The sequence below is a fragment of the Corynebacterium pseudotuberculosis genome (assembly GCF_002155265.1).
Taxonomy (GTDB): Bacteria; Actinomycetota; Actinomycetes; order Mycobacteriales; family Mycobacteriaceae; genus Corynebacterium; species Corynebacterium pseudotuberculosis.
On record NZ_CP021251.1, the window covers coordinates 1,707,638 to 1,733,705 of the forward strand.

Here is a 26,068-nt window from a genome sequence, read left to right on the forward strand (position 1 = left end):
CGTTGTCTTACTGCAAAATATTGACTCAGCTCACACAATACATACTAAGCTGTCTAGTCAATGACTACAGCAAACATAACTTTTCAAACAGATTTCCTTGATGCAATGAAAGACCGTGTTCTCATTGGTGACGGCGCCATGGGAACACAACTACAAGCATTTGATCTTGACGTGGATAAAGACTTCCTTGGGTTGGAAGGCTGCAATGAGATCCTTAATATCACGCGTCCAGACGTAGTGGCTCAGATTCATCGTTCATATTTTGAAGCTGGCGCTGACCTTGTTGAAACGAATACGTTTGGCTGTAACCTCCCCAATCTAGCCGATTATGGAATTGCGGAAAGGTGCCGTGAGCTTGCTTATCAGGGTGTTCATATAGCCCGCACTGTTGCCGACGAACTTGGTCCGGGCCGTGATGGGCTCCGCCGTTTTGTTCTTGGCTCTATGGGGCCAGGAACAAAACTTCCGTCCCTTGGACACGCGTCTTTTGAAGAGCTGCGTGAGTACTACAGCGAAGCTGCCGTAGGGATGATTGAAGGCGGAGCCGACGCTATTCTCATTGAGACCGCCCAAGACCTGCTTCAGGTTAAAGCTGCCATTCATGGCTGTCAGCATGCATTTGAAATAGTAGGGATCAAGCTCCCTCTCGTGTGTCATGTGACAGTCGAGACCACAGGAACTATGCTCCTAGGCTCCGAAATAGGGGCCGCGCTCACCGCCCTTGAACCGCTAGGGATAGATATGATCGGCCTCAACTGTGCGACTGGCCCCGATGAAATGAGTGAGCATCTCCGCTTTCTTTCTCAGAATGCAGGTATCCCGGTTTCCGTGATGCCCAATGCAGGGCTTCCCGTGCTCGGTAAAAACGGTGCTGAATATCCGCTTTCCGCTCATGAGCTAGCAGCTGCACTCAGAGGCTTTGTCAATGATTATGGACTCAGCATGGTTGGCGGATGTTGTGGTACCACTCCGTCTCATATCTCAGCAGTTCGAGACGCTATTGTTGGAACATCCAACGCTACTGCAGCGCATCAAGCACGCCGAAGCCCAACAGTCGGGGATGCCGTATCTTCTCTGTACACCAGCGTGAACCTTACTCAAGATACCGGTATTACGATGATCGGAGAACGCACCAACGCGAATGGTTCTAAAGCATTCCGCGAAGCGATGTTGGCAGAGGATTGGGAAACCTGCATCGACATCGCTAAGCAACAAACTCGCGACGGCGCACACATGCTTGACCTATGCGTGGACTATGTAGGTCGGGATGGGCGTCAAGATATGGCTCAGTTAGCGTCGCTGCTTTCAACCAGTTCGACGCTCCCCATCATGATTGATTCAACAGAACCCGACGTTATTCAAGTTGGCCTTGAGCACTTAGGTGGTCGCTGCGCTGTTAACTCGGTTAATTTTGAAGATGGAGACGGACCCAAGTCCAGGTACCAACGCATTATGCGTTTGGTTAAGCAGCATGGAGCTGCGGTAGTAGCGCTTACTATCGACGAGGACGGGCAAGCACGCACCGCTGCTAAAAAAATTGCTATCGCGGAGCGACTTATTACAGACATTACTCAAACATGGGGTCTTGAAGAAGACGATATCATCGTAGATTGTCTCACTTTTCCTATTTCTACGGGGCAAGAAGAAACGCGTCGGGATGGTATTGAGACTATCGAGGTTATTCGAGAACTAAAGAAACGCTATCCACGTATTCATACGACACTAGGGCTCTCTAATATCTCATTTGGCTTGAACCCTGCTGCCCGACAAGTTCTCAACTCAGTCTTCCTCAATGAATGCATCGGCGCTGGTCTTGATTCTGCTATTGCTCACAGCTCCAAGATTCTACCGATGAACAAGATAGATGAGGAGCAGCGTCGCGTAGCCCTGGACATGGTTTATGACAAACGCACAGCAGACTACGATCCTCTACAAGCTTTTATGCGGCTGTTTGAAGGCGTATCCGCCAGCACTGCAAAGGACGCCCGAGCCGAAGCTTTAGCTGCTATGCCTCTTTTTGAACGCATCGCGCAGAGAGTCATAGATGGTGAAAAAACAGGTATTGAAGCTGACCTAGATCAGGCCATGGCGGAAAAAGAGCCGCTACAGATCATCAATGAGGACCTGCTTGAAGGGATGAAGACTGTGGGGGAGCTTTTCGGCTCGGGGCAGATGCAGCTACCCTTCGTTCTTCAATCTGCAGAGACAATGAAGCATGCCGTTGCTTATCTTGAACAGTTCATGGAGGCTGAGGACGACACAGGCGGTAACGGAACTATTGTTATTGCCACGGTGAAAGGAGATGTTCACGATATAGGAAAAAACCTCGTAGATATCATTCTTTCCAACAACGGATTTAACGTGGTCAATATTGGTATAAAACAGCCTATTTCTAATATTCTAGATGCTGCTAAAAAGCATAACGCCGACGCTATTGGGATGTCGGGTTTGTTGGTTAAATCTACCGTGATCATGAAAGAGAATCTGCAGGAAATGAACGCTGTAAAAGCTTCTCATTTTCCTGTCATCTTGGGTGGTGCTGCTTTGACCCGTGCGTACGTCGAAGATGATCTAACTGAAGTCTATGACGGCAACGTTTATTACGCTAAAGATGCGTTTGAATCTCTTCGCCTTATGCAAGAATTCATGGCGAGTATCAGGGGAGAAGGACTCGATCCTAATTCTCCCGATGCCATTAAGGCAGCACAAAAGAAAGCAGAGCGTAAGGCTCGAAAAGAACGCTCTAAGAAAATAGCAGCCGAGCGTAAAGCTAAAGCTGAGCCGGTAGCAGTTCCTGCTAGGTCCCAAGTATCGGAAACCTCTCCTATTACCACTCCGCCTTTCTGGGGGACACGAATTGTGAAGGGTTTGAACCTATCAGAGTACCTGCCACTACTCGATGAGCGTGCCCTGTTTATGGGGCGATGGGGGCTTAAAGCTACTCGCGGCGCAGCAGGCCCTTCCTACGAAGAGCTAGTAGAGACTGAGGGGCGACCGCGACTGCGCTACTGGATTGATCGGCTCAAAGCCGAAAAAGTTTTGGATCACGCAGCCGTAATTTACGGGTATTTTCCTGCTGTTTCGGAAGGAAATGACGTCATATTACTGGAATCACCCGATCCTGAGGCTACCGAAATCGCTCGTTTTACGTTTCCTCGACAGCAGCGCAGTAAATTTCTGTGCATTGCCGACTTTATCCAGTCACGGACACGTTCTCTTGAGCAGGGAAGCGTAGACGTTTTCCCACTTCAGCTTGTGACTATGGGGCAACCCATTGCGGACTTTGCCAATGAGCTTTTCGCTGCAGATAACTACCGCGACTATCTGGAGGTTCATGGAATCGGTGTGCAACTCACTGAGGCCATGGCAGAGTACTGGCACGCTCGTGTCCGCGGTGAACTAACCTTTATCGATGGTTCTTCCGCGGGAGACAAAGATGCAAAAAATCTTCAGCGATTTTTTGACCTAGATTATTTGGGAGCTCGCTATTCCTTTGGCTATGGCTCTTGCCCAAACCTGGAAGATCGAAAGACGCTAGTGCAATTGCTGGATGCTCAACGGATTGGCGTTGAATTATCCGAGGAGCTCCAGCTCCACCCAGAGCAGTCAACAGATGCTTTTGTGCTCTATCACCCGGAAGCGAAGTATTTCAACGTTTAGCTCCTAAGCCGCCTAGGAGAAGGGGCACGCGTAGGAGAGAACAAACCAGCTTATCGACGCAATCGGAGTTGTGCTAACTAGAATAATCCGTATGCTGGAAGCAATTTTGTGGGATATGGATGGAACTTTAGTCGATTCCGAAGGCATCTGGGCGGAAGCTACGTTTGCCATGAGCGAAGAGATGGGAAACCGACTTACAGCTGACCAACAGCTGCAAACTGTAGGCGCAAGTTTTGATTTCACACTAGGGTTATGTGCAGACAATGCTGGACTTGCGCTTGATTCTAATAGCAGAGAGTTTTGGAAAAATCGGCTTTTTTCTCAAGTATCAGCCTTGTTTGCAACCGAGCTGACGCTTAAACCTGGGCTTTCCGGTCTGCTCGATTCTGTTCATCAGGCTGGAATCCCTATGGCTATTGCAACCAATACTGTGCGGCGAGTCGCTCAGCACTCTATTCATGCCATCGGCGAATCATATTTTGATGCCACAATATGCGGGGATGAAGTAGCTAATCCCAAACCGGCACCTGATATCTACTGCGAAGCGGCCCAGCGTTTAAAAACGCAGCCACGCCACTGTATTGCTTTTGAAGATTCCTACAACGGTATGCTTTCCGCTCTTGCAGCAGGGTGCATAGTCATCGGAGTTCCTGAGCAAGACGATATGCGTATTCCTAAAGGAGTGACGCTCATGAACGACCTGCATGGCTCTACCGATTTTTCTGGGGTCACGCTAAACACTGTTGAGGGGTGGTTTAACAAAATTTCCACGTAAATAGCGGAAAGTATGCCACAATTGCTGCGTGAAAAACTTCGATTCTTTGTATGCAGAACTCCTTGATCGTGCTCGTACCCGTCCAGAAAACTCTGGAACCGTCCATGCCTTAGATTCGGGAGTGCATACCCTTGGCAAAAAAGTCATTGAAGAAGCCGGAGAAGTATGGCTTGCTGCGGAATACCAGTCTGATGACGAGCTAGCAGAAGAAATCTCGCAGCTCCTCTATTGGGCTCAAGTAATCATGATTAAGCGGGGCTTGACTCCCGAAGACGTCTATAAGTTTCTGTAATACTGGGAGCCAAACATGCTTAAAATAGCTATTCCCAACAAGGGATCTCTTTCTGAAGCAGCCGTAGAGATACTTAAAGAGGCTGGTTACGCAGGTCGGGGGGAGTCAAAAACTCTCAATGTTTATGACAAAAATAATAACGTTGAATTCTTTTTTCTTCGACCAAAAGATATTGCAATCTACGTAGCCGGTGGGCAACTAGATTTAGGTATTACTGGACGTGATCTTGCATTAGACTCTTGTGCAGAAGTTTCAGAAGTCATGCAACTTGGCTTTGGATATTCCACGTTTAGGTACGCTGCGCCTGCAGCAGAATCGTGGGAGCCTAGCGACTTAGCAGGGAAGCGAATCGCAACATCCTATCCCAACTTGGTTCGCGATGATCTTGCCCAACGTGGCATAGATGCTTCAGTAATACGCCTTGACGGAGCCGTTGAGATTTCCATTAAGCTAGGGGTAGCTGACGTGATCGCCGACGTGGTTTCCACAGGACGTACGCTGCGTAAACAAGGTCTCGCTGTTTTTGGTCCATCGCTGTGCGAGTCTGAAGCCGTAGTCGTGGGGCGAAAAAATAGTGCGATGAATGAAGAGCAACGGATATTCCTACGAAGGATAGAAGGTATTCTCCACGCTCAGAATTATCTCATGCTTGATTACAATATCGACCGCGGCCGGCTGGAAGAAGCGAAGAAAACTACGCCAGGAATCTCAGGCCCCACGGTTTCTCCTCTTGCTCGTGATAATTGGGTAGCCGTGCGAGCGATGGTACCGCGCATCCAAGCCAACCAAATTATGGATCAATTGGCCTCGCTAGGAGCGCAAGCTATCTTGGCATCGGAAATCCGTATTGCGCGCATCTAAAGCGCAACGGTTTATGGGCTTTCCCATCCAACGCACACTAGGAAAGCCCTTTCCTTATTTTCAAAAAGTCTTACCAATAAGTGCCTCTTAGCGCTAGAATCCGCCCGACTTTAGATTCATAAACGACCCTAAAACAAACGAAAAACTGCATAAAATTCAGACATCTGACATTGTGACCAATCTTTCAGATACAAAAAATATTTTCCACTTCATTAAGTTTGACCTTGGCTTTAAGGTAGAGAGGTTTCCCTCTTTTTATATCGTTTGCACATGTGGAAGACGACTATCTAATAACCTACAGGTTGCTCGTAACTTAGGGGGTAGGGCACGATAATAAAGTGATTGGAAATGATGGCGTCAGATGACAGCGATCGCGATCATTGACAACCCGGTTTTGTTCTACGGTTTAAACCGCCCACATCTGCTTAAAGCAGACGTCCTTATTAAAGGCCAGGAGTAAAAGTGGTTTTTGTCCACATCATCATCGTTCTCGCCGCGATTGTTCTCGGCGCACGCCTCGGTTCTATCGCAATTGGTTTTGCAGGTGGCCTTGGCGTTCTTCTCCTAGGAGCAACAGGAGTACCTGTTACTCGTGAAGACATCCCATTCGATGTCATCGGTATCATCATGGCTGTTATTGCAGCAATTTCTGCAATGCAGCGAGCCGGCGGCATGGACTATCTTGTTCATCTTGCGGAGAGAATGCTTAGGAAAAACCCTAAGCACATCACTTATGTGGCCCCAGTGGTCACCTATTTTATGACCCTCTTTGCAGGCACCGGCCATACCGCGTTTTCAACGCTTCCCGTCATCGTCGAGGTCTCCAAAGAATCCGGGGTACGCCCCTCACGTCCCTTATCTATAGCTGTGCCAGCATCTCAGATGGCTATTACTGCCTCTCCTATTTCCGCTGCCGTAGTATTCTTAGCTACTGCACTTGAGCCACTTGGCGTGGGCTATCTCTCTTTACTTGCTGTGGTTATTCCTTCGACTTTCCTGGCAATTTTCCCCACCGCTTGGCTTTGCAATCGGCTAGGAAAAAACCTAGAAGATGATCCGGTTTATCAGCAACGTCTGGCCGAGGGCCTTGTCTCTGCACCAGGGAAGAAAGAAAAGTACATCCCAACGAAAGCCGCAAAACTTTCTGTGTGGATTTTCCTTGTTGCCATTGTGGCCGTGATGGTTTACGCAACCCTCATTTCCGACCAGGTCGGACTAATTACGGATCCTTCACTTCCTCGCAATGAGGCAATCATGGCCATGATGCTCACAGCAGCAACTATCACGGTCATTCTTTGTAAGATCCCCGCTGGCGATATCCTCAACACACAGGTATTCCGTTCCGGCATGTCTGCATGTGTATGCGTGTTGGGCGTAGCTTGGTTGGGCACTACTCTTATCAACCACTACATCGACGACATTAAGGGATTCTCTGGAGATATTCTCGAGAGCTCACCATGGATGCTCGCAGTAGTACTCTTTGCTGCCGCAGCGCTCCTTTATTCTCAGGCAGCGACAGCAAAGGCACTCATCCCAGCAGCGCTGGCTATTGGAGTATCGCCGTTGACTGCAGTCGCTTCCTTTGCGGCCGTCTCTGCATTGTTCGTTCTCCCCACGTATCCCACGCTCCTCGCAGCTGTAGAGATGGATGACACCGGATCAACACGCATCGGAAAGGCAGTGTTCAACCATCCATTCCTTATTCCAGGAACCGTTGGCATTGCCCTTGCCGTTGCATTGGGTTTCCTCTTTGGCAGCGTCATTCTCTAAACCCAGCATTTCGATTTAGCCGCTTACAAGGAAGCGTCGAAAAGCTATAACTTTCCCTGAGGGAAGTGCTCCATGAAGCACTACTCTCAGGGCTTTTTTATAAAAATAAAAGTCCTGAGATGAGGACACACAATAGGGGGTAGTTTAAGGGGGTTGGCAAGTGGTGAGAAATGACACATTGCTTTTCATTGTATTGTCTGTTTGAACAATATCGTCCTGACATGAACAAACACCCTTAATACCTACCTAATAGCAGGTAGATGGTATATTTTTCGGCTAATTCAGGAAGGAAAATAACAGATCGGTGACGTACTCTTAAAGAGTCAGAAAATAAGCCCTGAACCTAAGAGAGGTATCAATGGCAGAGAGCAAGAACAGCCGCATCGAGGTTGACCTACTCGGTGAAATGGAGGTCCCCAATGACCTCTATTACGGTGTGCATACTCTACGCGCGATCGACAATTATCAGATCTCCGGAAAAACTATCAATGAAATTCCTGAGTTCATCCGAGGTATGGTCCAGGTGAAAAAAGCCACCGCGTTGGCCAATCACCGAGTGCGTGCGCTGCAAGGCGTAAAGAAAGATGCCATTGTATGGGCCTGCGATCAAATCCTTGATGAGGGCCGCTGCATGGACCAGTTCCCAATTGACGTCTTCCAAGGCGGCGCTGGCACATCAGTAAACATGAACACCAACGAGGTTGTGGCTAACCTTGCGCTAGAGCATTTAGGACGTGAAAAAGGCGAATACGAGGTCATCAACCCTAACGATGACGTCAACATGTCCCAGTCCACCAATGATGCTTACCCGACAGGATTCCGCCTCGGTGTTTACTACTGCATGCAAACACTGATCCTTAAACTGGATGAGCTTCGTGCAGCTTTTGACGCCAAGGGAGAAGAATTCTCAGGCATCCTCAAGATGGGACGTACCCAGTTACAAGATGCTGTCCCAATGACTTTGGGAGCCGAGTTCCATGCGTTTGCTAATAACCTTGCGGAAGAACAAGCCGCGCTTAAAACCGCATCTGAATCCATGCTTGGTGTTAACTTGGGCGCTACCGCTATCGGTACCGCACTGAATACCCCTGAGGGATTCACCGAAGCAGCAGCTAAAGCGCTAGCAGAAGTAACTGGTCTGGAAATCGTCTCCGCACTCGACCTTATTGAGGCAACGAGCGACACAGGCGATTATGTACTTGTCCATTCCGCAGTTAAACGTGCTGCTATGAAGATTTCTAAGATCTGTAATGATCTTCGTCTGCTTTCTTCTGGCCCGCGTGCTGGTATCCATGAGATCAATCTTCCTGAACGCGCTGCTGGCTCATCCATCATGCCGGCCAAGGTTAACCCGGTTATTCCTGAGGTTGTTAACCAGGTTTGCTTCAAAGTATTCGGCAATGACGTCACGGTCCTCATGGGAGCTGAGGCTGGTCAGCTGCAGCTTAACGTCATGGAGCCAGTAATTGCATCGGCTATGTTCGAGTCAATTCAGCTTCTAGGAAACGCCGCAGATACTCTCCGTGAGAAGTGCATCGACGGGATTACCGCCAATCCTGAGGTTTGCCAGGGTTACGTAGATAATTCTATTGGCATCATCACTTACCTGAACACGATCATCGGACACCATAATGGCGACATTATCGGTAAAAAAGCTGCGACGTCTGGCCGCTCAGTTCGTGAACTCGTTCTTGAGCATAATTTGATGAGCGCGGAAGAACTCGACAAAGTTCTTTCCCCAGAAAACCTCATGAATCCAAAGTTTACTGGTAAACTTTATGACGATTAGTAGCCCACGACTAAGCGCTTAACCACCGCTTAGTAAAAGACCCCGCCCCGTATACCTCGGTGCGGGGTCTATTCGGTTACTCTTGATCTACGTGACCAAACCGAAACAGGAGCGTTTACGACCATGCCCTCAGACGTCCAGATCGCCCAGGCTCACACTCTAGAGCCCATCGTCGACATTGCCACGCGTGCTGGAATCAGCAAAGATGCCCTCGTCCCTTATGGCAAAACAAAAGCCAAAGTTGACATCACCGCAGAAAACCTCCAACCAGACGGCAAACTCGTCTTGGTGACTGGTATTTCGCCGACTCCTGCGGGGGAAGGTAAATCCACCGTCTTAATCGGGCTTTCCGATGCCATGCGGCTGCGTGGTCACAACGCCATTGTTGCGATCAGAGAGCCTTCTCTTGGCCCGGTAATGGGTATCAAGGGTGGTGCTGCTGGCGGTGGATATTCACAGATTGTTCCCATGGAGGACATTAACCTTCATTTTACAGGTGATTTTCATGCTATTACGTCCGCAAATAATACTCTTGCGGCGATGATCGATAATCATATACAGCAGGGTAACGAGCTAGGCATTGATACACGACGCATTACGTGGCAACGTTGCCTGGACGTTAACGACCGCTCGCTGCGAAACATTGTCACCGGTCTCGGTGGAAAGCCTCATGGCACTCCTACCCAGACCGGTTTTACAATTACGGCAGCAAGCGAAATTATGGCGATCCTCTGCTTGTCCACCGACCTATCAGATTTGGAAAGCCGCATCTCGCGCATCGTAATCGGCCAGAACTTTGACGGTCAGCCGATCACGGTAAAGGACTTGAATGCGCAGGGGGCAATGACAGCCTTGCTGCGTGACGCAATCAACCCTAACCTCGTTCAAACTCTTGGTGGTACCCCAGCCTTTTGTCATGGCGGCCCCTTTGCCAATATCGCGCACGGATGCAACTCCCTCATAGCGACCAAGACTGCTCTGCATTATGGTGACGTGGTTCTTACAGAAGCGGGTTTCGGGTCTGACCTTGGAGCCGAAAAATTCTTTGATATCAAGATGCGAGCAGGGGAGCTCTCTGCTTCAGCGGTAGTCATTGTTGCTACCATCCGGTCCTTGAAATATAACGGGGGAGTTTCAAAGGATCATCTCACCTCAGAAAACATTGATGCACTCGGTCTAGGAATAGTCAACCTTGAGCGACATGTAGAAAACATTAGAAACTTTGGTGTGGAACCTGTTGTAGCACTCAACATGTTCACCTCTGATACCGCCGCAGAGCAGAAGTATATGGAAGATTGGGCCGCTAAATTCGGGGTACGACTCGTCCCAGTTCAGGTCTGGGCTAAGGGAGGGGAAGGAGCCCTTGAGCTAGCCGACGCAGTCACCAACATGCTGGACCAGTCTTCTGTGCCGCTCTATGACCCAAGTCAAGGGCTGGAAGCTTCTTTAGAAGCTATCGCAACCAAAGTCTATGGCGCTAAAGAGGTTATGTTGAGCAAAGAAGCACAGCGTGACCTTGCTTATCTCAAAGATAATGGCTGGGATACACTTCCTGTGTGTATATCAAAAACCCAATATTCTTTCAGCGATGATCCCGCGGAATTGGGGCGTCCTGAAGGCCATATACTGCACGTTAGAAGCCTATTGCCTCGGATTGGCGCGGGGTTCATACTGGCGCTAACTGGTGACGTCATGACGATGCCGGGGCTTCCTAAGCGTCCTGCAGCCGAAAAAATTACTGTAGATGACAGAAGAAACATTCACGGGTTGTTCTAGCAAATGATGAGAAGCCACGACATTTTGTTCTATGCAAAAGCCAGGAGTGAAATGTCGTGGCTAATCCAAGTTATTTTCAGCGTTTTGGGCTAAGTCCCAGTCTTCTTGTCTACGTACCCAAAGCTCTGGCGATTCATGGAAAAGATGACCAAGGCCAAAAGCAATCACGTCATTTACTGGGATATGCCCCGCAACAAAACGATTCGCCATAGTCTCTGTAATATGCAGTGACTTTGCTAGGTCATAGTGCGATAACTTCCGTGGCTTAAGGTAATCCGTGTCAAGAATCTCACCTGGGTGCCGAGGCGTTGTATCTCGTTTGCTCAACACTATCAGCTGACCTTTCATGACTATTTCTTCCAATAAGGACTGCTTCTTCTTTTTCTAGGGCCTACCAATCATGCGGAAGGTGGATATCCTTCACTTACTATTGATAAGCCATTTGGAGCACAAAAGAAGATAAGTAAACAACAGTCTTATTCAGCTTAGGTCGAACTTTGGCATATCCACTAGCTTGGTTAGGCTGACATATCAACCTTTTGGCTAGGTCTACATACTTTTATTTTTCTTTAAAAGGTGATCCTGGGTAGTCAGGTGGTGTTCCACCAAAGGCAGGACAGATCGACTGATGGGAACACCAACCGCACAGCTTTGATGTTTTGGGGCGGAAGCTCCCAGCGGCGGCGTCATCAAGTATTTTTTGCCAAAGCTCCCCGAGGTCCCGTTCAAAGTACTCCAATTCCTCTTTGGAAGGCATGAGAAACATCGAATCGGTAACCTTTAAGTACATTAAGCGGAGTTGATCTGGAATTTTTCCGTAGAGCCGCCAATACACCAAAGCGTAGAACCGCATTTGAAAAATAGCCTGCTGGCTAAAACGTGGTATTGGTTTTTTACCAGTCTTATAATCAACTACCCGGACCTCGCCAGTAGGGGCTATGTCCACGCGGTCTATAAAACCACGCACTGGGACCCCATTAGGCAATTCAGCAGATATGTACATCTCACATTCGTGAGCATCAAAACCTTGCGGATTTTCCATCTCAAAGTAACCGCGAAGAAGTGAGCGGCATTCTACAAGGAAATCATAGGTCTTGTCCTCTGGAACAAGTTCTTCAAGCTCGCTATCTTCACTGCACATCTTTGCCCACTGGGGCTTCAACCGTTTTACCGCAGCAGGGTAGAGTCGCTGTTCACGAGGCCACTCATGCATTTCTTCCAAAACTGCATGGACCAGGGTTCCTTTAACCTGCGCAACAGTCTTTGGTTCGGGCAGCTTATCAATGGCTCGAAAACGATAAAGCAATGGGCATTGTTGGTAATCGTTAGCACGCGATGGAGACAACGCTAACCTTTTTGGGGCTGCCTCTTTAGGAGGTTGAGACTGTGTCTCGCCGGCGTTCGTACCATTTAATTCCGAAGTTGTGCTTAGCAAAGGCGTCTCAGAAACAGCGTTGTTAGAATTAGTCACAGAACCAGCAATCTTTTGAACGTGAAAAGTACTACTTGTCCCACCACGATAAGCCTAAAACCACATCGAACCAAAAGCAGCGAGGCCTCAGCTGCCACGCTGGCAGACAATCAGTATCTCTAAGGTAAAAGCCATGAATAATCAGGAAATAAAGATGGATTCCAAAGGCAGCAGCCCCACTGATCACCAGGCAGTCGAGAATTTTGCTTGGGATTTTGTCAGCTATATTGCCAATTCACCGAGTTCTTTCCATGCAGCGCAGCAAGGCGCGGCAATGCTCAAAGAAGCCGGCTTTGAACAAGTAGAAGAGACTCAAGCTTGGGATGCCTCGCCTGGCGGACACTACCTCATCCGCGGTGGAGCACTCATGGCATGGTTTGTACCAGAAGGCGCCTCCAAAAAATCCGGTTTCCGAATCATCGGCGCGCATACAGACTCGCCCGGTTTTAAGCTCAAATTATCTCCCGATTTTCAATCGGCAGGTTGGCAACAAGCGGCTGTTGAAGTCTACGGTGGGCCAATTCTAGCTTCCTGGCTTGACCGAGAACTTGTCCTTGCCGGTAAGTTAGGGCTTATCGACGGCACCACCCGGCTCGTAAGCACCCCACCTGTTTTAAGAATCCCCAGTTTGGCGATTCACCTAGATAGGGAGGCTAATAAAGCCCTGACGCTTGATAGGCAGCGTCATATGCAACCTGTTTTTTCGTGTGGACATCCAGATCTTAGTATCTTGGACGTGCTGGCAAAGGCAGCCGATGTAAAAGCAGAGGACATTATTTCCCACGACCTCATCACGGCAGATGCTCAACCTGGTGAAATTTTTGGAGCAACAAACGATTTTCTGTCCAGTGGAAGACTGGACAACCTCTCTAGCCTTTACCCTGGACTTCGCGCTTTGATTGAGGCTTCACAAGACGTGGTTGTCAATAAGAAGGGAAGCCCAGATATCCTCTTGCTCGCAGCTTTTGACCACGAAGAGGTCGGTAGTGCAACTGTCACTGGTGCTGCGGGGCCGATATTAGAAGACGTAATTTACCGCACCGCAACAGCGCTAGGGGCGGACAATGAGGACATTCGTCGAATGATTGCTGCGTCAACATGCGTCTCTGCAGATGCAGCTCACTCTATACACCCCAATTATCCAGAACGGCACGACTCTACCAATTTCCCGGTGTTAGGCTCTGGTCCGGCTTTAAAAATTAATGCGAACCAAAGATACGCATCTAATACAGAAACCGAAGCTCTATGGATTCAAGCTTGTCTGCGCGCTGGTTTTTCGTCGCAAGTGTTCGTTGGTAATAACGCTGTTCCTTGTGGCTCTACGATAGGACCAATTACGGCGACCCGGCTCGGGATTCCAACAGTCGACGTAGGGATTCCGTTGCTCTCCATGCACTCAGCTCGTGAGTTAGCTAGTATCTCCGATATTCATATGCTAATGCAGGCATTGCACAGCTATCTGGTAGGTTAATCGCTCATGGCAAACTCCGGTCCTTTCCAATCTGGTGATCGCGTCCAGCTCACCGATCCCAAGCGTCGACATGCAACAATCGTTCTTAATACCGGCGAAAAATATTTCACGCATAAAGGCGCTATTAATCACGATGACATCATCGGCGCACAAGAAGGAACTATCGTAAAATCGGAGCAAGGATACGAGTACCTTTGTTTCCGGCACCTTATGGTGGATCATGTGCTGTCTATGCCTCGCGGCGCTGCCGTCATCTATCCCAAGGATTCAGCACAAATCCTGGTTGAAGGTGATATCTTTCCAGGCGCAAGAGTCCTAGAAGCGGGTGCTGGTTCTGGCGCACTATCTATGGCACTTCTCCGCGCAGTAGGAGAAAAAGGTACGGTTTTCTCCTACGAAATCCGCGAAGATCATCTGGAATATGCAGAAAACAATGTCGATGAGTTCTTCGGAGGTCGCCCGGCCACCTGGCAACCTCGACTAGGAGATTTCAGCGCTATCACCACAGAAGAACTCGGAGGCCCTGTCGACCGTATTATTCTGGATATGCTTGCTCCCTGGGAATGCTTAGAGACAGCTTCAAAGCTTCTTATCCCTGGTGGAGTATTTATGACCTATGTGGCAACAGTCCCACAATTAATGAAGGTCATGGAGGGGATCAGAGAACAAAAGTGTTTCACAGAACCTCGCGCCTGGGAATCTCTTGTACGCGACTGGCGTGTTGAGGGGCTAGCCACCCGGCCGGAACACCGTATGAACGCTCACACTGCATTCCTAGTGTGGACTCGCAGGCTTGCCGACGGCGTCACCCCGCCGCGTCCTCAGCGCCGTGCCCGGAAATAATTTTGGGCTAAGCCAAACTAATTATTTGTTTGAGCTGCTTCTCATGGATTAGCCATCTTTAGTGGTGATGTTCAGAAAGGTGCAGCTTTTATGTTCAGAGGTTTCTGCTGGTAATAGCATTGGAATGCTTTGTGATAAACACTAAAATCAACCCCGCCTCCTCACAGCGTCCGTTGGTTAGTAAGGTAAGCGTCATGCATTCAGCTCAAGGGAACGCTCGCACAGAGGAATTAAACGATCAGCTGCACAATGTTGAGGAACTCAAGGTCGCGCTCCGACGACAGAAAAAAACAGCAGATGATTTAAGTGCTCGAAATGCTAAATTAGCCGAGTTACTCAAGGCGTCTCGCAATAAACTTATGCTGTTAAATGAGCAGATTGAGGATTTGGCCACTCCGCCGTCTACGTATGGCACATTCTTGGAGCTTTCTTCAGACAAAAAGACAGCAGAAGTGTTTACAGCATCACGTAAGATGCGGCTGCAGATTTCTCCGCTTGTTAATAAGTCCAAGCTGGTGCCTGGTGTACAAGTACGTCTGGGGGAGGCCAGTCACGTTGTAGAAGTCTGTGACTTCGATTCAACGGGTTCCCTGGCCACCCTCGTAGAGATGATAGGGTCAAACCGAGCACTGGTCGCAGACTACAACGGCGAAGAACATATAGTGCGGTTAGCGGCTCCTTTACTAGAAACCTTTTGCAGACAGCCGCGCGCAGGCGATACTCTTTTGGTCGATTCTCGCGCGGGTTACGCCTATGAGGTAATCCCCAAAACTGAGGTCAGCAAATTAGCCCTTGAAGAAGTCCCAGATGTTACCTACGCCGATATCGGTGGACTTGATGATCAAATCGAGCAAATCCACGATGCCGTGGAGCTTCCTTTTGCACACCCAGATCTCTACCGAGCCTACAACCTTCATCCGCCGAAAGGCGTGTTGCTTTATGGCCCTCCCGGCTGTGGAAAAACTTTGATTGCCAAGGCCGTCGCGCACTCGTTAGCGCAACGCATAGGGGAGGGGAACCAAAGCTACTTTATTAACGTCAAAGGGCCAGAACTTTTAAATAAATATGTAGGTGAGACCGAACGCCGTATTCGCCTCATCTTCGAACGCGCCCGCGAGTTAGCAGAAGAGGGACGCCCTGTCATCATTTTCTTTGATGAGATGGAGTCTATCTTTAGAACTCGTGGCTCAGGGGTGAGCTCGGATATGGAAACCACCGTTGTCCCTCAGCTGCTCACAGAACTCGATGGCGTGGAAAGTTTAAGCAATGTCATTGTCATTGGCGCCACTAATCGTGAAGAACTGATTGATCCCGCTATTCTTCGCCCTGGCCGGTTAGACGTGAAAATTCGAGTCCAAAGACCCTGTAAAAAGGCTGCTCAAGATATATTCTTTAGACATCTCACAAAAGATATTCCGGTTACAGAACCAATCAGCAATCTTATCCAAACCACAGTGGACTACCTTTTTGCGGATAAACCCTACGTAGAACTAACGCTTGTTGATGGCACCACAGAAATTCTGCATTATCGGGATTTCGTCTCCGGCGCCATGATTGCCAATATCGTCGACCGGGCCAAAAAGTATGCGATCAAAGAACACATCGCCGGACATGGACGAGGAATCGCTCCTGCTCATTTACTCGCTGCGGTAGATGCAGAGAACAGAGAAAGCGAAGATCTGCCTAACACTGCCAATCCAGACGAGTGGAGCCGGATAACCGGTAGACAAGGCATCCGAGTATCTCATGCTAGGGTTTTAGGAGGACACCAGTGAGTTTCATCGGAACTGAAACTGAGTATGGCATAGCAACGCCGTCGGATACCGCGTTAAGCCCCATAGTCACGTCCACCCACGCGGTCGTAGCCTTCAGTATGGGGGACCGCTGCTCTAACGGTGCACGCTGGAATTTTGCAGACGAACACCCGCTAAGAGACTCTCGTGGTTTTGACCTGAGAAGGTACCACAGCATCCCGATCATCGATCCTAATGCTATCGGTGTAGCCAATACCGTGTTAACCAACGGCGGACGATTTTATGTTGATCACGCGCACCCTGAGTACTCGTCTCCTGAGACTACAAACGCATATGATGCCATGCTTTACGACGTCGCCGGAGACCTCATACTCAACCGTGCTGTCGAACTCGTTGCAGAACAAACCGCAATGGGAAAATCCATACTCGAGCATCATGATCCTTGCCCACCTCTTAAAATTTATAAAAATAATGTCGATGGAAAAGGCGCAAGCTACGGCAGCCATGAAAACTACATGTACCATCGCACAACAGACTTCAATCTATTAGCTCAATCCCTTATCCCGTTTTTCGTAGCTCGACAAGTAGTCGTAGGAGCAGGACGCGTGGGGCTAGGACAGTTAGGGGAAAAACCTGGCTTCCAGATCTCACAACGCGCAGATTACATCGAGCAAGAGATTTCCCTTGAGACAACGCTCAACCGCGGAATCATCAATACCCGCGACGAGCCTCATGCCAATGCAGAAAACTATGGCAGGCTACACGTGATCATCGGAGACGCAAATATGTCTCACACCTCGATCTTTCTCAAACTAGGAATGACATCTTTAGTAATTGATGCCATAGAAAAAGGGGTTGACTTCAGCGATCTGAAACTAAGTAATGCTGTTGCTGAGGTAAGCGCAGTTTCCCGCGACCTAGAGCTAACACATTGTCTGACGTTATCCGATGGTCGAAAACTCACTGCCCTTGAGTTGCTAACTCATTATCGGGAAAGGCTTAATGCCACCACTGACATGCAAAAACGAGTACTCGACGCATGGGATGAAGTCATAGAGGCACTACGAAAGGGACCGGAACACGCCTCACGCTTACTCGATTGGTGCGCCAAACTTACGCTTATCCGATCATATGTAGCCCGTGGAGTCTCCATTGCAGACGCCAAGATAAAACTGATTGATCTGCAGTATTCTGATATCGATCCAGCCAAGAGCCTCTTCTATGCCTTGGTACGCAAGGGAAGAATGCGCACCCTTGCCACCCCAGAAGAAATCGCGCATGCAGCGTGGAAGAGCCCCCTAGATTCTCGCGCCTACTTCCGAGGCCGAATAATTGAATCATTGCCTGGACGAATAGTGGCGGCTAATTGGGAAAGCATCATCATTGCCGATAAAACCTCTCACCTTAAAATCAATCTTCCGCGACTTGATACTCTCTGTTTTTCTTCTTCCGAAAAAATTTTTGAAAACTTCAACGGTGATACTGATGATCTCATCAAAAGTATCAGCGATCTTGCCACAGTAGAAAGATTGCTACCACACTCAGAATAAACCACATCTCTATTCCATACGCGTAAGATCACGTTACGTTAGCCTAAGCTGTATTGAACGCAGCCTATCGATATTGAGGATCAAGGAGATTTCTCTCGCTCATGAACTCCCAACAAAAAAACATTAACGCTGGCGGCCCCAACGCTGATGACGATTCTTTGGACCACGCACTCGGCACTGCCCAAGCTCAGATTTCAGCAACAGGCGTCGATGACCTCTTAGATGAAATAGATGGTCTTTTAGAAAACAATGCCGAGGAGTTCGTTCGTTCTTACGTTCAGAAGGGCGGGCAGTAATACCGTGTTGTCGCCGCAGCCCAACTCAGTAGCACCACACGCGGCTTTTACCAGGCGAATCACTGGGATTGAGACTGAGTACGGTATAACATGCGTATCGGAGGGCGGCAGCCGTCGCTTAAACGCCGATGAAATTGCTCGATACATGTTCCGGCCGGTAGTAGAGCGTTGGTCCAGCTCGAACGTCTTTGTTCCTAATGGTTCTCGCCTTTATCTCGATGTAGGTTCTCACCCAGAGTATGCTTCCGCAGAATGTGACTCGCTAACGCAACTGGTTGCTTATGATCGCGCCGGGGATGCCATTGTGGATGAGCTTGCCATTACCGCAGAAAAAAACTTGGCAGCTGAGGGCATCGGCGGCGATGTTTATCTCTTCAAAAATAACCTTGACTCTTTTGGCAATTCCTATGGCTGCCATGAAAACTACTTGGTAGGCAGGGACGTAGTCCTGAAGACTTTGGGCAAACAACTCTTACCTTTTTTGATCACTCGCCAGCTCATATGCGGATCTGGTTCCATTCAAAATGGAGAGTTTCACATTTCTCAGCGTGCCGACCACGTATGGGAAGGCGTATCCAGCGCGACCACACGCTCCAGGCCTATCATTAACACCCGAGACGAGCCGCACGCAGATTCTCATCGATTCCGACGATTACACGTCATCGTCGGTGATTCCTCTATGTCCGAGGTAACTTGCGCTCTTAAGATCGGTTCTACCCAACTGGTTCTAGAGATGATCGAGGCTGGTTTTACTCTTGAAGACTTAGAACTCGAGAATGAAATTGCAGCTATTAGAGATGTATCTCGGGATACGACTGGACGGACGCCCATCCAGCTCAAAAATGGATCATGGCAAGAAGCTATATCTATCCAGCGAAGCTATGCGGAAGCAGCGCGGCGATGGCTCAAAATCCGGAAAGAAAGCGGCGGAACCAGCAACGCCGTTATGTCAGACATAGTAAATCTATGGTTGAAGGTAACAACGGCAATCGAATCAGGTGATCTGAGCACAATAGAGCGTGATATCGATTGGGTAATAAAACTCAGTCTGCTGCACAAGTTCCAGACTCGGCTAGGACTGGAAACACATGATTTCCACCACTCTAAACTCGCTCAAGTAGATTTGGCGTATCATGATATCCGTCCAGGTCGTGGCCTTTTTCGCGTGTTGGAGGCTAAAGGCCTAGTCAATCGGTGGATCACCGACCAAGATATTCACGATGCGGTAAACAATGCCCCAAACACCACGCGGGCGGCACTGCGCGGCCAATTCTTGAGCGCAGCTTCGCGCCTGGGTGCTCCTATTTCTACGGATTGGTTAAGGCTCAAAGTCAATCGACCAGAGCCTCAGATCGTAGAGCTTTCAGATCCGTTTTCTGCGATTGACAACCGCGTAGAAGAACTTATCTCTTACATGGAACAACATGCGGATATTTATGCGAAGGAAGGCGATCACGAGTGAAAAAAGACACTGTCATGGAACGAATTGTCAATGTTACTTTCGCTTTCCTTAATGCAGAAAGCCGTGGTCACCACTATCTCACCGCAGAATGGATTATTGAAAATGTTGCGGGATACAAGAAGAATCCAGAAACAGGGGAAACCCGTTCTTACGAGGCAGCGCATCAATTATTCAAACGAGACCGCACGGCGTTAATACGCGCGGGGGTTCCCATTGAAACGGTAGCGACTAATTCACACACTGCTTACCGACTTCAGGTGGAAGAATATCCATTGAAAAAAGTTAATTTTACGCCGGAAGAAGCAACAGTCCTCGCGCTTGCCGGGCAAATGGGCCTCGGAGACGAGCTCGCAGCATTTTCGCGTTCCGGATGGACTAAAATCGCAGCTTCAGGCATAGATCGTGAACTAACCGCAACACCTCGCTTCCATCCGGTAAACGATTGGAATTCCCTATCTGTCTCTCATTTTGACTCGATCTTAGAAGCCTGTAGGAATAACAAGCGGATTCATTTTGAATACCTCCGCAATAAAGCATCTGTTCCGCAATGGCGAACCATGGATCCCTGGGGGATTGTTTCCCACCGAGATCGTCTGTACTTAGTTGGCTTTGATATCGAGCGGCAGGAAAAACGAGTCTTTCGCCTTACCCGTATCATTTCTGTATCAAAACCAGAGGATATCGCACCTGGGGACACGTTCCATTCCTTGCCACCGGAAACAAACTTACAAAAGCTCGTGGAAGAACAATTAAGACAAGGACAAGTGCTGGTTAACGCCACGGTAGAAGTTAAAGAAGGCCACGGGCTTGAGTTCAGTTCACGCGGTACGCTTAATTCTGATGGGAGCTATTCGCTTATCGACGTTGACCGGGATTGGCTTATACGAACCGCTGTAGCCCTGGCTCCTGCGGTAGTAGTTATTGAGCCTCCGGAAGTGGTCTCGGACATAGTTTCTTTACTTTCTTCTGCAGCAGAGGAGGCCTGATGGCTACGTCGAGAAGCAAAAACAGGCGACTGACAGACCTTGTCCGTCTTCTCAACCTCCTACCGTACTTTGAGGCACACCCAGGTCGATCGATGATGGAAGCAGCCACAGATTTGGGACTCCCTCCTAGTCAAGTCCAAGAAGACCTCAGCCGACTTTTCTGCTGTGGTCCAGGGACTTTCCCAGACGAACTTGTTGATCTAGACGCAGAACTACGTTCGGTGACTGTTATAAATAATCAGGGGATGGATTCCCCTCTACGGCTCACACACACCGAAGCAAGTGCTCTTTTGCTTGCGTTAGAAACGCTAGAGCAGGTTCCGGGCTTAGTAAAACGTTCTGCTGTGCTATCAGCGGCCGAAAAAATACGACAGACTATGGGGAAAGAAACCCATGGAATCTTTGATTCAACGTCTTTAGGTAATGACCTTGCGACTGAGCCCAATCTGGAAATAATCCGAGAGTCGATGAGTACTCGCACCCAAATTGAGTTCGATTATTACAACCGTAATCGTGATGAGATGTCCCATCGGGTGGTGAGTGCAAGTCGCATTTTTACGCATGGGGGAGAGACATACCTCACAGCTTGGGAGGAGTCCAGCGAATCTCATCGGACTTTTCGAGTCTCAGCCATGAGCTCTATCTTGGCAACTAACCTCCGAGCGACCCCGCGCTTGGAAAGAGCCACATTTGATGACTCAGATCCATTCAACTTTTCTACTACCTCGGAATTTGCCAAGCTTGAGCTCTCAGCAGAAGCACTGTGGATGGCAGATACCATTCCTTTAAAAATCGAAAAGGCCAACTCAGAGGGATGGTACGAGGGAACGCTCCCTCTGGTTTCCAGGGAATGGGTTATACAATTTGTGCTAAGTAACCTTGATCGGGTGCGCGTGACAGCTCCACGTGACCTTGCTCAAGCAGTACAAGATCGCGCCAAGCTCGCATTGAGCGTGTATGATCCAAAACAAGTAACAAGCAGCAAATAAACGCTGTTTTGGTCCTATGTCACAGTGAGGGGTACGCCATGAATCTTGGTCCTACCGAAATCATCATCATTTTATTCATTGTTATTCTGCTTTTTGGCGCCAAGAAGCTTCCTGACGCCGCTCGTTCGCTTGGCCGTTCTATGCGTATCTTCAAATCTGAGGTCAAAGAAATGAGCAACGATGACCAACGAGCCGAGCAGCAACAGGCACAGCTGATGCAGCAGCCTTACGTCCAGCCACAAAACGGCATTGTTCCTCCGCAGGCTCCCACGGAGTATCCTGCCCAGCAACAACAACAAAATCCCCAGCACGGATAAACGCTTTATTTAACTACCGTGTTTTAAATACAACCTTGTGGTTCCTAACAACCTTTAGAAACCGCAAGGTCACTATTTTACGTTAAGGCAGTAGGCAGGAATCTTAATGAGCTCGCTTGAGGCTTCCCCCCAAGGTGGCGTTGTCCCACGCCGTGGGTTTAAGAAAGTGTTCACAAGGGCAAAGAAACAAAATCATAGTGAGATGTCCCTGGTCGAGCACCTTCAAGAACTACGACGCAGGGTGATCATTTCTGTTTTGGCCGTGATAGTCACAACGATCATTGGTTTCATCTGGTACCAGCACGCTGTTCACCTCCACTGGTTTTCTATCCCATCACTGGGCGATATTCTTCGTGGCCCTTATTGCGATCTACCGCCACAGAAGCGCGCTGATCTCACACATGATGGCACCTGCAGGCTGATAGCAACAGCGCCATTTGAGATGTTCATGTTGCGTCTTAAAGTTGGAGCGCTAGCCGGTTTAGTCTTTGCCTCTCCAATCTGGCTGTATCAGCTCTGGGCCTTTATTACCCCCGGTCTGATGAAGAACGAGCGGCGTTGGACATTTTCTTTTGTCAGCATTGCAGTACTGCTGTTTATCTTCGGAGCGATTCTTGCCTACTTTGTCCTTGACTATGGTCTTGAATTCCTTCTAGGTATCGGCGATGACGTTCAGACTGCTGCGCTATCCGGTGATCGTTACTTCAGCTTTATACTTGCGCTCCTTGCCATGTTCGGGGTGAGTTTTGAGGTTCCACTGATTATCGCGATGCTCAATATTGTTGGGGTTCTCCCGTATGAGGCCATCAAAGATAAACGGCGGATCATCATCGTTGTGCTGTTTGTCTTTGCGGCCTTTATGACTCCGGGACAAGATCCTTTCTCCATGCTTGCCCTCGGAGTATCTCTAAGCTTGCTGGTTGAAATCGCTATGCAATTTGCGAGGATAAACGACAAACGCAGAAAAGTCTCACGACCCAGCTGGATGGATCTTGATGATGAATCAGCATCACCTCTCGATCTTCACGCAGGCGGGGTTGATTCACCTAACCCAGTCGCGGCTTCAGGTCCTGTGTCTGCAACTTCTAATGTCGAAGCAAGCGGTGAGATTAGTTCTCGACCAATCATGCGGCCGGCGCCTCTTAAGCAAACAAAATCCTTAGATTCCGGTACCAACTTCGACGACGTTCTCTAGGGCACAGTAACCTTAAGGCATGACGATTACGCCAGCCCCTCATTCTCATCTCCTAGAGTTCATCTCTCGGCAGAAGTTTCCCCTTGATGATTTCCAGCTTCAAGGATGCCAAGCCGTTGAAGATGACCGTGGAGTTTTAGTATGCGCGCCTACGGGGGCAGGCAAAACTATAGTCGGGGAATTTGCCGTCTCTTTGGCCCTTTCCCGTGGTACTAAGTGTTTTTACACCACGCCAATCAAAGCGCTTAGTAATCAGAAATTTCATGACTTGGTTGAAGTTCATGGCGCAGAAGCCGTTGGCTTGCTCACTGGCGACGTTTCTATCAATCATGATGCAGATGTCCTTGTGATGACCTCTGAAGTTCTCCGAAATATGATCTATGCCCGATCAGAGGCTTTAACCCGGCTTACCCACGTAGTCATGGATGAAATCCATTTCCTGTCTGATAAGTCCCGCGGTGCAGTATGGGAAGAGGCAATTCTTGGTCTTGATGAATCTGTCAAGGTAGTCGGTTTATCTGCCACCGTCAGCAACTCAGAAGAATTCGGTCGCTGGCTGGAAACGGTACGAGGAGACACCGAGGTTATCGTTTCTGAGCACAGGCCAGTTCCGCTGAATCAGTGGATGATGGTGGGACGCCGTATTCATCCGTTGTTTGAACCGGATTCAGGCGGTGAAGTGAATGTTCGACTCGAGGAGCACATCGACCGCATAGAGGGGAAAGAAGCAATTGATCGAGGACGCGACCAGTTCAAGTCCGGAGGCTTCCGTGCTCGCTCATCCGGAAAGTCTCATAGCTCACGTCCAAATCGCCCACAACAAGATCGGTACCGCCCACAAGGACGACCAGAGGTTCTCGATGTTTTGCAAAGTCAAGACATGCTTCCGGCAATCACTTTCATATTTTCCCGTGCTGGATGCGAAGGCGCGCTATATCAATGCATGCGCTCCAGCATCGTGCTCACGGACCAACAAGAAGCAGAAGAAATCGCCCGTATCGTTGATGCTGGGGTAGCGGGGATTCCCGAGGAAGACCTCAAGGTTCTTGATTTCCGCAAGTGGCGGGCTGCGTTGATGCGTGGTTTCGCCGCTCACCATGCTGGAATGCTGCCGGCTTTTAGGCACATCGTTGAAGAGCTTTTTACTAAAGGTCTCGTCCGCGCTGTTTTTGCCACGGAAACCCTCGCACTCGGCATTAATATGCCTGCTCGTACCGTGGTTCTAGAAAAACTGGTCAAATACAATGGTGAGGCACACGTAGACCTCACGCCTGGTCAATATACACAGCTAACGGGTCGTGCAGGCCGTCGTGGCATTGATATTATCGGAAATGCTGTAGTCCAATGGGCTCCCGCAATGGATCCTCGCTCTGTCGCTGGGCTCGCGTCCACTCGAACATATCCACTTATCTCAACCTTTTCACCCGGCTACAACATGTCGGTTAATTTACTTAAAACCATTGGTTTTACCTCGGCGCACCGACTTTTGGAAAAATCTTTCGCTCAATTCCAAGCAGATGGAAGCGTAGTAGACCTCGTGCGGAAAATAGAGCGCTCGGAAACGCGCGTTAAAGATCTTGAATCGCAGCTCAGCAGTCATATATCTGAAGAGAATATTGAGAAATTTTTAGAATATATCACGCTCAGACGCGAGCTTACAGATGAAGAACGTAGAGCAAAAAGGCACTCATTTGAACAGCGGGAGATGGAAGTTACCAAGGTGTTGGCCAGCCTTAATCTCGGAGACGTGATTGCTATGCCAGGCAAAAAACGCCCGCTATTAGCCGTAGTTGTACAACCCTCTAATAATTCTTCTGACCCTAAACCTTGGGTGACCATGGAATCTGGCTGGTCAGGAAGAGTTGATACTGCCGCTTTCCCGATGCCTCCAGTGGTAGTAGGTCATATGAAGCTCTCTCGTGCCACGATTACTCAACCTCGGAAAAACTCCAAGTATGTGGTCAGACAATTTGAAAAACTCACGTATTCCCGCCCAAAGCGTCTCAAGCCTCAGCACCGTAATCGGCCTACAGAAAAAATCACTGCACTTCGCGCTCGCATACGCTCCCACCCAGCCCACCAGTGGGATAATAGGGAAGACCTCGCAAGGATAGGAGAAAAGCTCGCACGTGCACAGAAAGAGACATCTCAATTACGTACTACGGTAGAGACAGCCACCGATACCCTGGGAAAAACTTTTGATCGGATTCTAGGGCTGCTAGGAGAACTTGATTATGTCGAGTTTATTGATGCCATCCCACGGGTAACGGAAGAAGGCGAAAACCTAGCGAAAATTCACAACGAATCGGACTTGTTAGTAGCTCAATGCCTCAAACGTGGAATCTGGGATGACCTCGACCCCGCAGAACTTGCTGGTGTTGTTAGTATGTGCACATTTGAAAATCGTAAAGAAACACGTGGTGAACCAGAGGCTGCGACAGAGTCTATGGCCTTGGCCATGAACAATACGCTGAGGCTCTGGGATGAGCTCAGTGTGAATGAACGGCGCTACCAATTGCCTGTAACCAAGTACCCAGAAGCCGGTTTTTCTCTAGCTATGCATCAATGGACTGCTGGTGCGCCTCTTGGTTATTGTCTCGCCGCTGCAGCCGAATCAGGCGCCGAGCTCACCGCAGGAGATTTTGTGCGACAATGCCGCCAAGTTATCGATTTACTCGAACAGATCAGGTCAACTGCTTATAGCAAAGAAACAAGAAAGTCAGCTCGATCTGCCATTGAAGCAATACGACGCGGTGTGGTCGCCATCGGCAACTAGGTGGCGTCGACAAGCTTTGAACTCTCTACAATAAA

Annotated in this window: 20 protein-coding genes; 18 read left to right on the forward strand and 2 right to left on the reverse strand. The window is 49.0% G+C overall.

The window, feature by feature from the left end; genetic code table 11:
• Window positions 1–60 precede the first annotated feature (60 nt).
• The 7 genes from metH to CpATCC19410_RS07965 all read left to right on the forward strand — a co-directional run bounded on the left by metH (window position 61) and on the right by CpATCC19410_RS07965 (window position 10,923).
• On the forward strand, window positions 61–3,660 hold the full coding sequence (gene metH / locus CpATCC19410_RS07935; RefSeq protein ID WP_014522409.1) for a methionine synthase: 3,600 nt from the start codon (window positions 61–63) through the stop codon (window positions 3,658–3,660).
• A 91-nt stretch (window positions 3,661–3,751) separates the two neighbouring features.
• Window positions 3,752–4,435, forward strand: coding sequence for an HAD family hydrolase (locus CpATCC19410_RS07940; protein WP_013241906.1), 684 nt, complete (start codon window positions 3,752–3,754; stop codon window positions 4,433–4,435).
• A gap of 28 nt (window positions 4,436–4,463) precedes the next feature.
• Window positions 4,464–4,727, forward strand: coding sequence for a phosphoribosyl-ATP diphosphatase (locus CpATCC19410_RS07945; protein ID WP_013241905.1), 264 nt, complete (start codon window positions 4,464–4,466; stop codon window positions 4,725–4,727).
• 15 nt (window positions 4,728–4,742) lie between these two features.
• On the forward strand, window positions 4,743–5,588 hold the full coding sequence (hisG, locus tag CpATCC19410_RS07950) for an ATP phosphoribosyltransferase (RefSeq protein ID WP_013241904.1): 846 nt from the start codon (window positions 4,743–4,745) through the stop codon (window positions 5,586–5,588).
• A gap of 462 nt (window positions 5,589–6,050) precedes the next feature.
• The gene (locus CpATCC19410_RS07955) at window positions 6,051–7,358 is read left to right on the forward strand and encodes an anaerobic C4-dicarboxylate transporter (RefSeq protein WP_013241902.1); all 1,308 of its coding nucleotides are present in this window, start codon (window positions 6,051–6,053) and stop codon (window positions 7,356–7,358) included.
• A gap of 358 nt (window positions 7,359–7,716) precedes the next feature.
• The gene (aspA, locus tag CpATCC19410_RS07960; RefSeq protein WP_013241901.1) at window positions 7,717–9,147 is read left to right on the forward strand and encodes an aspartate ammonia-lyase; all 1,431 of its coding nucleotides are present in this window, start codon (window positions 7,717–7,719) and stop codon (window positions 9,145–9,147) included.
• Between the two features lie 123 nt (window positions 9,148–9,270).
• On the forward strand, window positions 9,271–10,923 hold the full coding sequence (locus CpATCC19410_RS07965; RefSeq protein ID WP_013241900.1) for a formate--tetrahydrofolate ligase: 1,653 nt from the start codon (window positions 9,271–9,273) through the stop codon (window positions 10,921–10,923).
• A gap of 60 nt (window positions 10,924–10,983) precedes the next feature.
• On the opposite strand, the gene CpATCC19410_RS07970 is transcribed toward CpATCC19410_RS07965, so the two are convergent.
• On the reverse strand, window positions 10,984–11,271 hold the full coding sequence (locus tag CpATCC19410_RS07970) for a HigA family addiction module antitoxin (RefSeq protein WP_014300695.1): 288 nt from the start codon (window positions 11,269–11,271) through the stop codon (window positions 10,984–10,986).
• 211 nt (window positions 11,272–11,482) lie between these two features.
• Complete coding sequence (locus CpATCC19410_RS07975; RefSeq protein ID WP_013241898.1) at window positions 11,483–12,394, reverse strand: RecB family exonuclease; 912 nt, start codon at window positions 12,392–12,394, stop codon at window positions 11,483–11,485.
• 154 nt (window positions 12,395–12,548) lie between these two features.
• Between CpATCC19410_RS07975 and CpATCC19410_RS07980 the strand changes: the two genes are divergently transcribed.
• The 11 genes from CpATCC19410_RS07980 (at window position 12,549) to CpATCC19410_RS08030 (ending at window position 26,033) form a co-directional block, all read left to right on the forward strand.
• Complete coding sequence (locus CpATCC19410_RS07980; RefSeq protein ID WP_013241897.1) at window positions 12,549–13,865, forward strand: M18 family aminopeptidase; 1,317 nt, start codon at window positions 12,549–12,551, stop codon at window positions 13,863–13,865.
• 6 nt (window positions 13,866–13,871) lie between these two features.
• A complete protein-coding gene (locus CpATCC19410_RS07985) occupies window positions 13,872–14,708 on the forward strand; it encodes a tRNA (adenine-N1)-methyltransferase (RefSeq protein WP_013241896.1) in 837 nt (278 codons plus the stop codon).
• A 194-nt stretch (window positions 14,709–14,902) separates the two neighbouring features.
• Complete coding sequence (gene arc / locus CpATCC19410_RS07990) at window positions 14,903–16,483, forward strand: proteasome ATPase (RefSeq protein ID WP_013241895.1); 1,581 nt, start codon at window positions 14,903–14,905, stop codon at window positions 16,481–16,483.
• Window positions 16,480–18,012 (forward strand): depupylase/deamidase Dop, encoded by a 1,533-nt coding sequence (dop, locus tag CpATCC19410_RS07995; RefSeq protein WP_013241894.1) that lies wholly within the window; start codon window positions 16,480–16,482, stop codon window positions 18,010–18,012. Before arc ends, dop begins: the two co-directional genes overlap by 4 nt.
• Window positions 18,013–18,113: 101 nt before the next feature.
• The gene (locus tag CpATCC19410_RS08000) at window positions 18,114–18,308 is read left to right on the forward strand and encodes a ubiquitin-like protein Pup (protein ID WP_013241893.1); all 195 of its coding nucleotides are present in this window, start codon (window positions 18,114–18,116) and stop codon (window positions 18,306–18,308) included.
• 4 nt (window positions 18,309–18,312) lie between these two features.
• On the forward strand, window positions 18,313–19,770 hold the full coding sequence (gene pafA, locus CpATCC19410_RS08005) for a Pup--protein ligase (RefSeq protein ID WP_014367036.1): 1,458 nt from the start codon (window positions 18,313–18,315) through the stop codon (window positions 19,768–19,770).
• The gene (locus tag CpATCC19410_RS08010; RefSeq protein WP_013241891.1) at window positions 19,767–20,756 is read left to right on the forward strand and encodes a helix-turn-helix transcriptional regulator; all 990 of its coding nucleotides are present in this window, start codon (window positions 19,767–19,769) and stop codon (window positions 20,754–20,756) included. The genes pafA and CpATCC19410_RS08010 overlap by 4 nt, the downstream gene beginning before the upstream one ends.
• Window positions 20,756–21,745, forward strand: a complete 990-nt coding sequence (locus CpATCC19410_RS08015) for a helix-turn-helix transcriptional regulator (RefSeq protein WP_013241890.1) — start codon at window positions 20,756–20,758, stop codon at window positions 21,743–21,745. The genes CpATCC19410_RS08010 and CpATCC19410_RS08015 overlap by 1 nt, the downstream gene beginning before the upstream one ends.
• A gap of 38 nt (window positions 21,746–21,783) precedes the next feature.
• Window positions 21,784–22,062 (forward strand): Sec-independent protein translocase subunit TatA, encoded by a 279-nt coding sequence (tatA, locus tag CpATCC19410_RS08020; RefSeq protein ID WP_013241889.1) that lies wholly within the window; start codon window positions 21,784–21,786, stop codon window positions 22,060–22,062.
• A gap of 106 nt (window positions 22,063–22,168) precedes the next feature.
• Window positions 22,169–23,257, forward strand: coding sequence for a twin-arginine translocase subunit TatC (gene tatC, locus CpATCC19410_RS08025; RefSeq protein WP_013241888.1), 1,089 nt, complete (start codon window positions 22,169–22,171; stop codon window positions 23,255–23,257).
• Between the two features lie 19 nt (window positions 23,258–23,276).
• The gene (locus CpATCC19410_RS08030) at window positions 23,277–26,033 is read left to right on the forward strand and encodes a DEAD/DEAH box helicase (protein ID WP_014522716.1); all 2,757 of its coding nucleotides are present in this window, start codon (window positions 23,277–23,279) and stop codon (window positions 26,031–26,033) included.
• The last annotated feature ends 35 nt before the right edge of the window (window positions 26,034–26,068 follow it).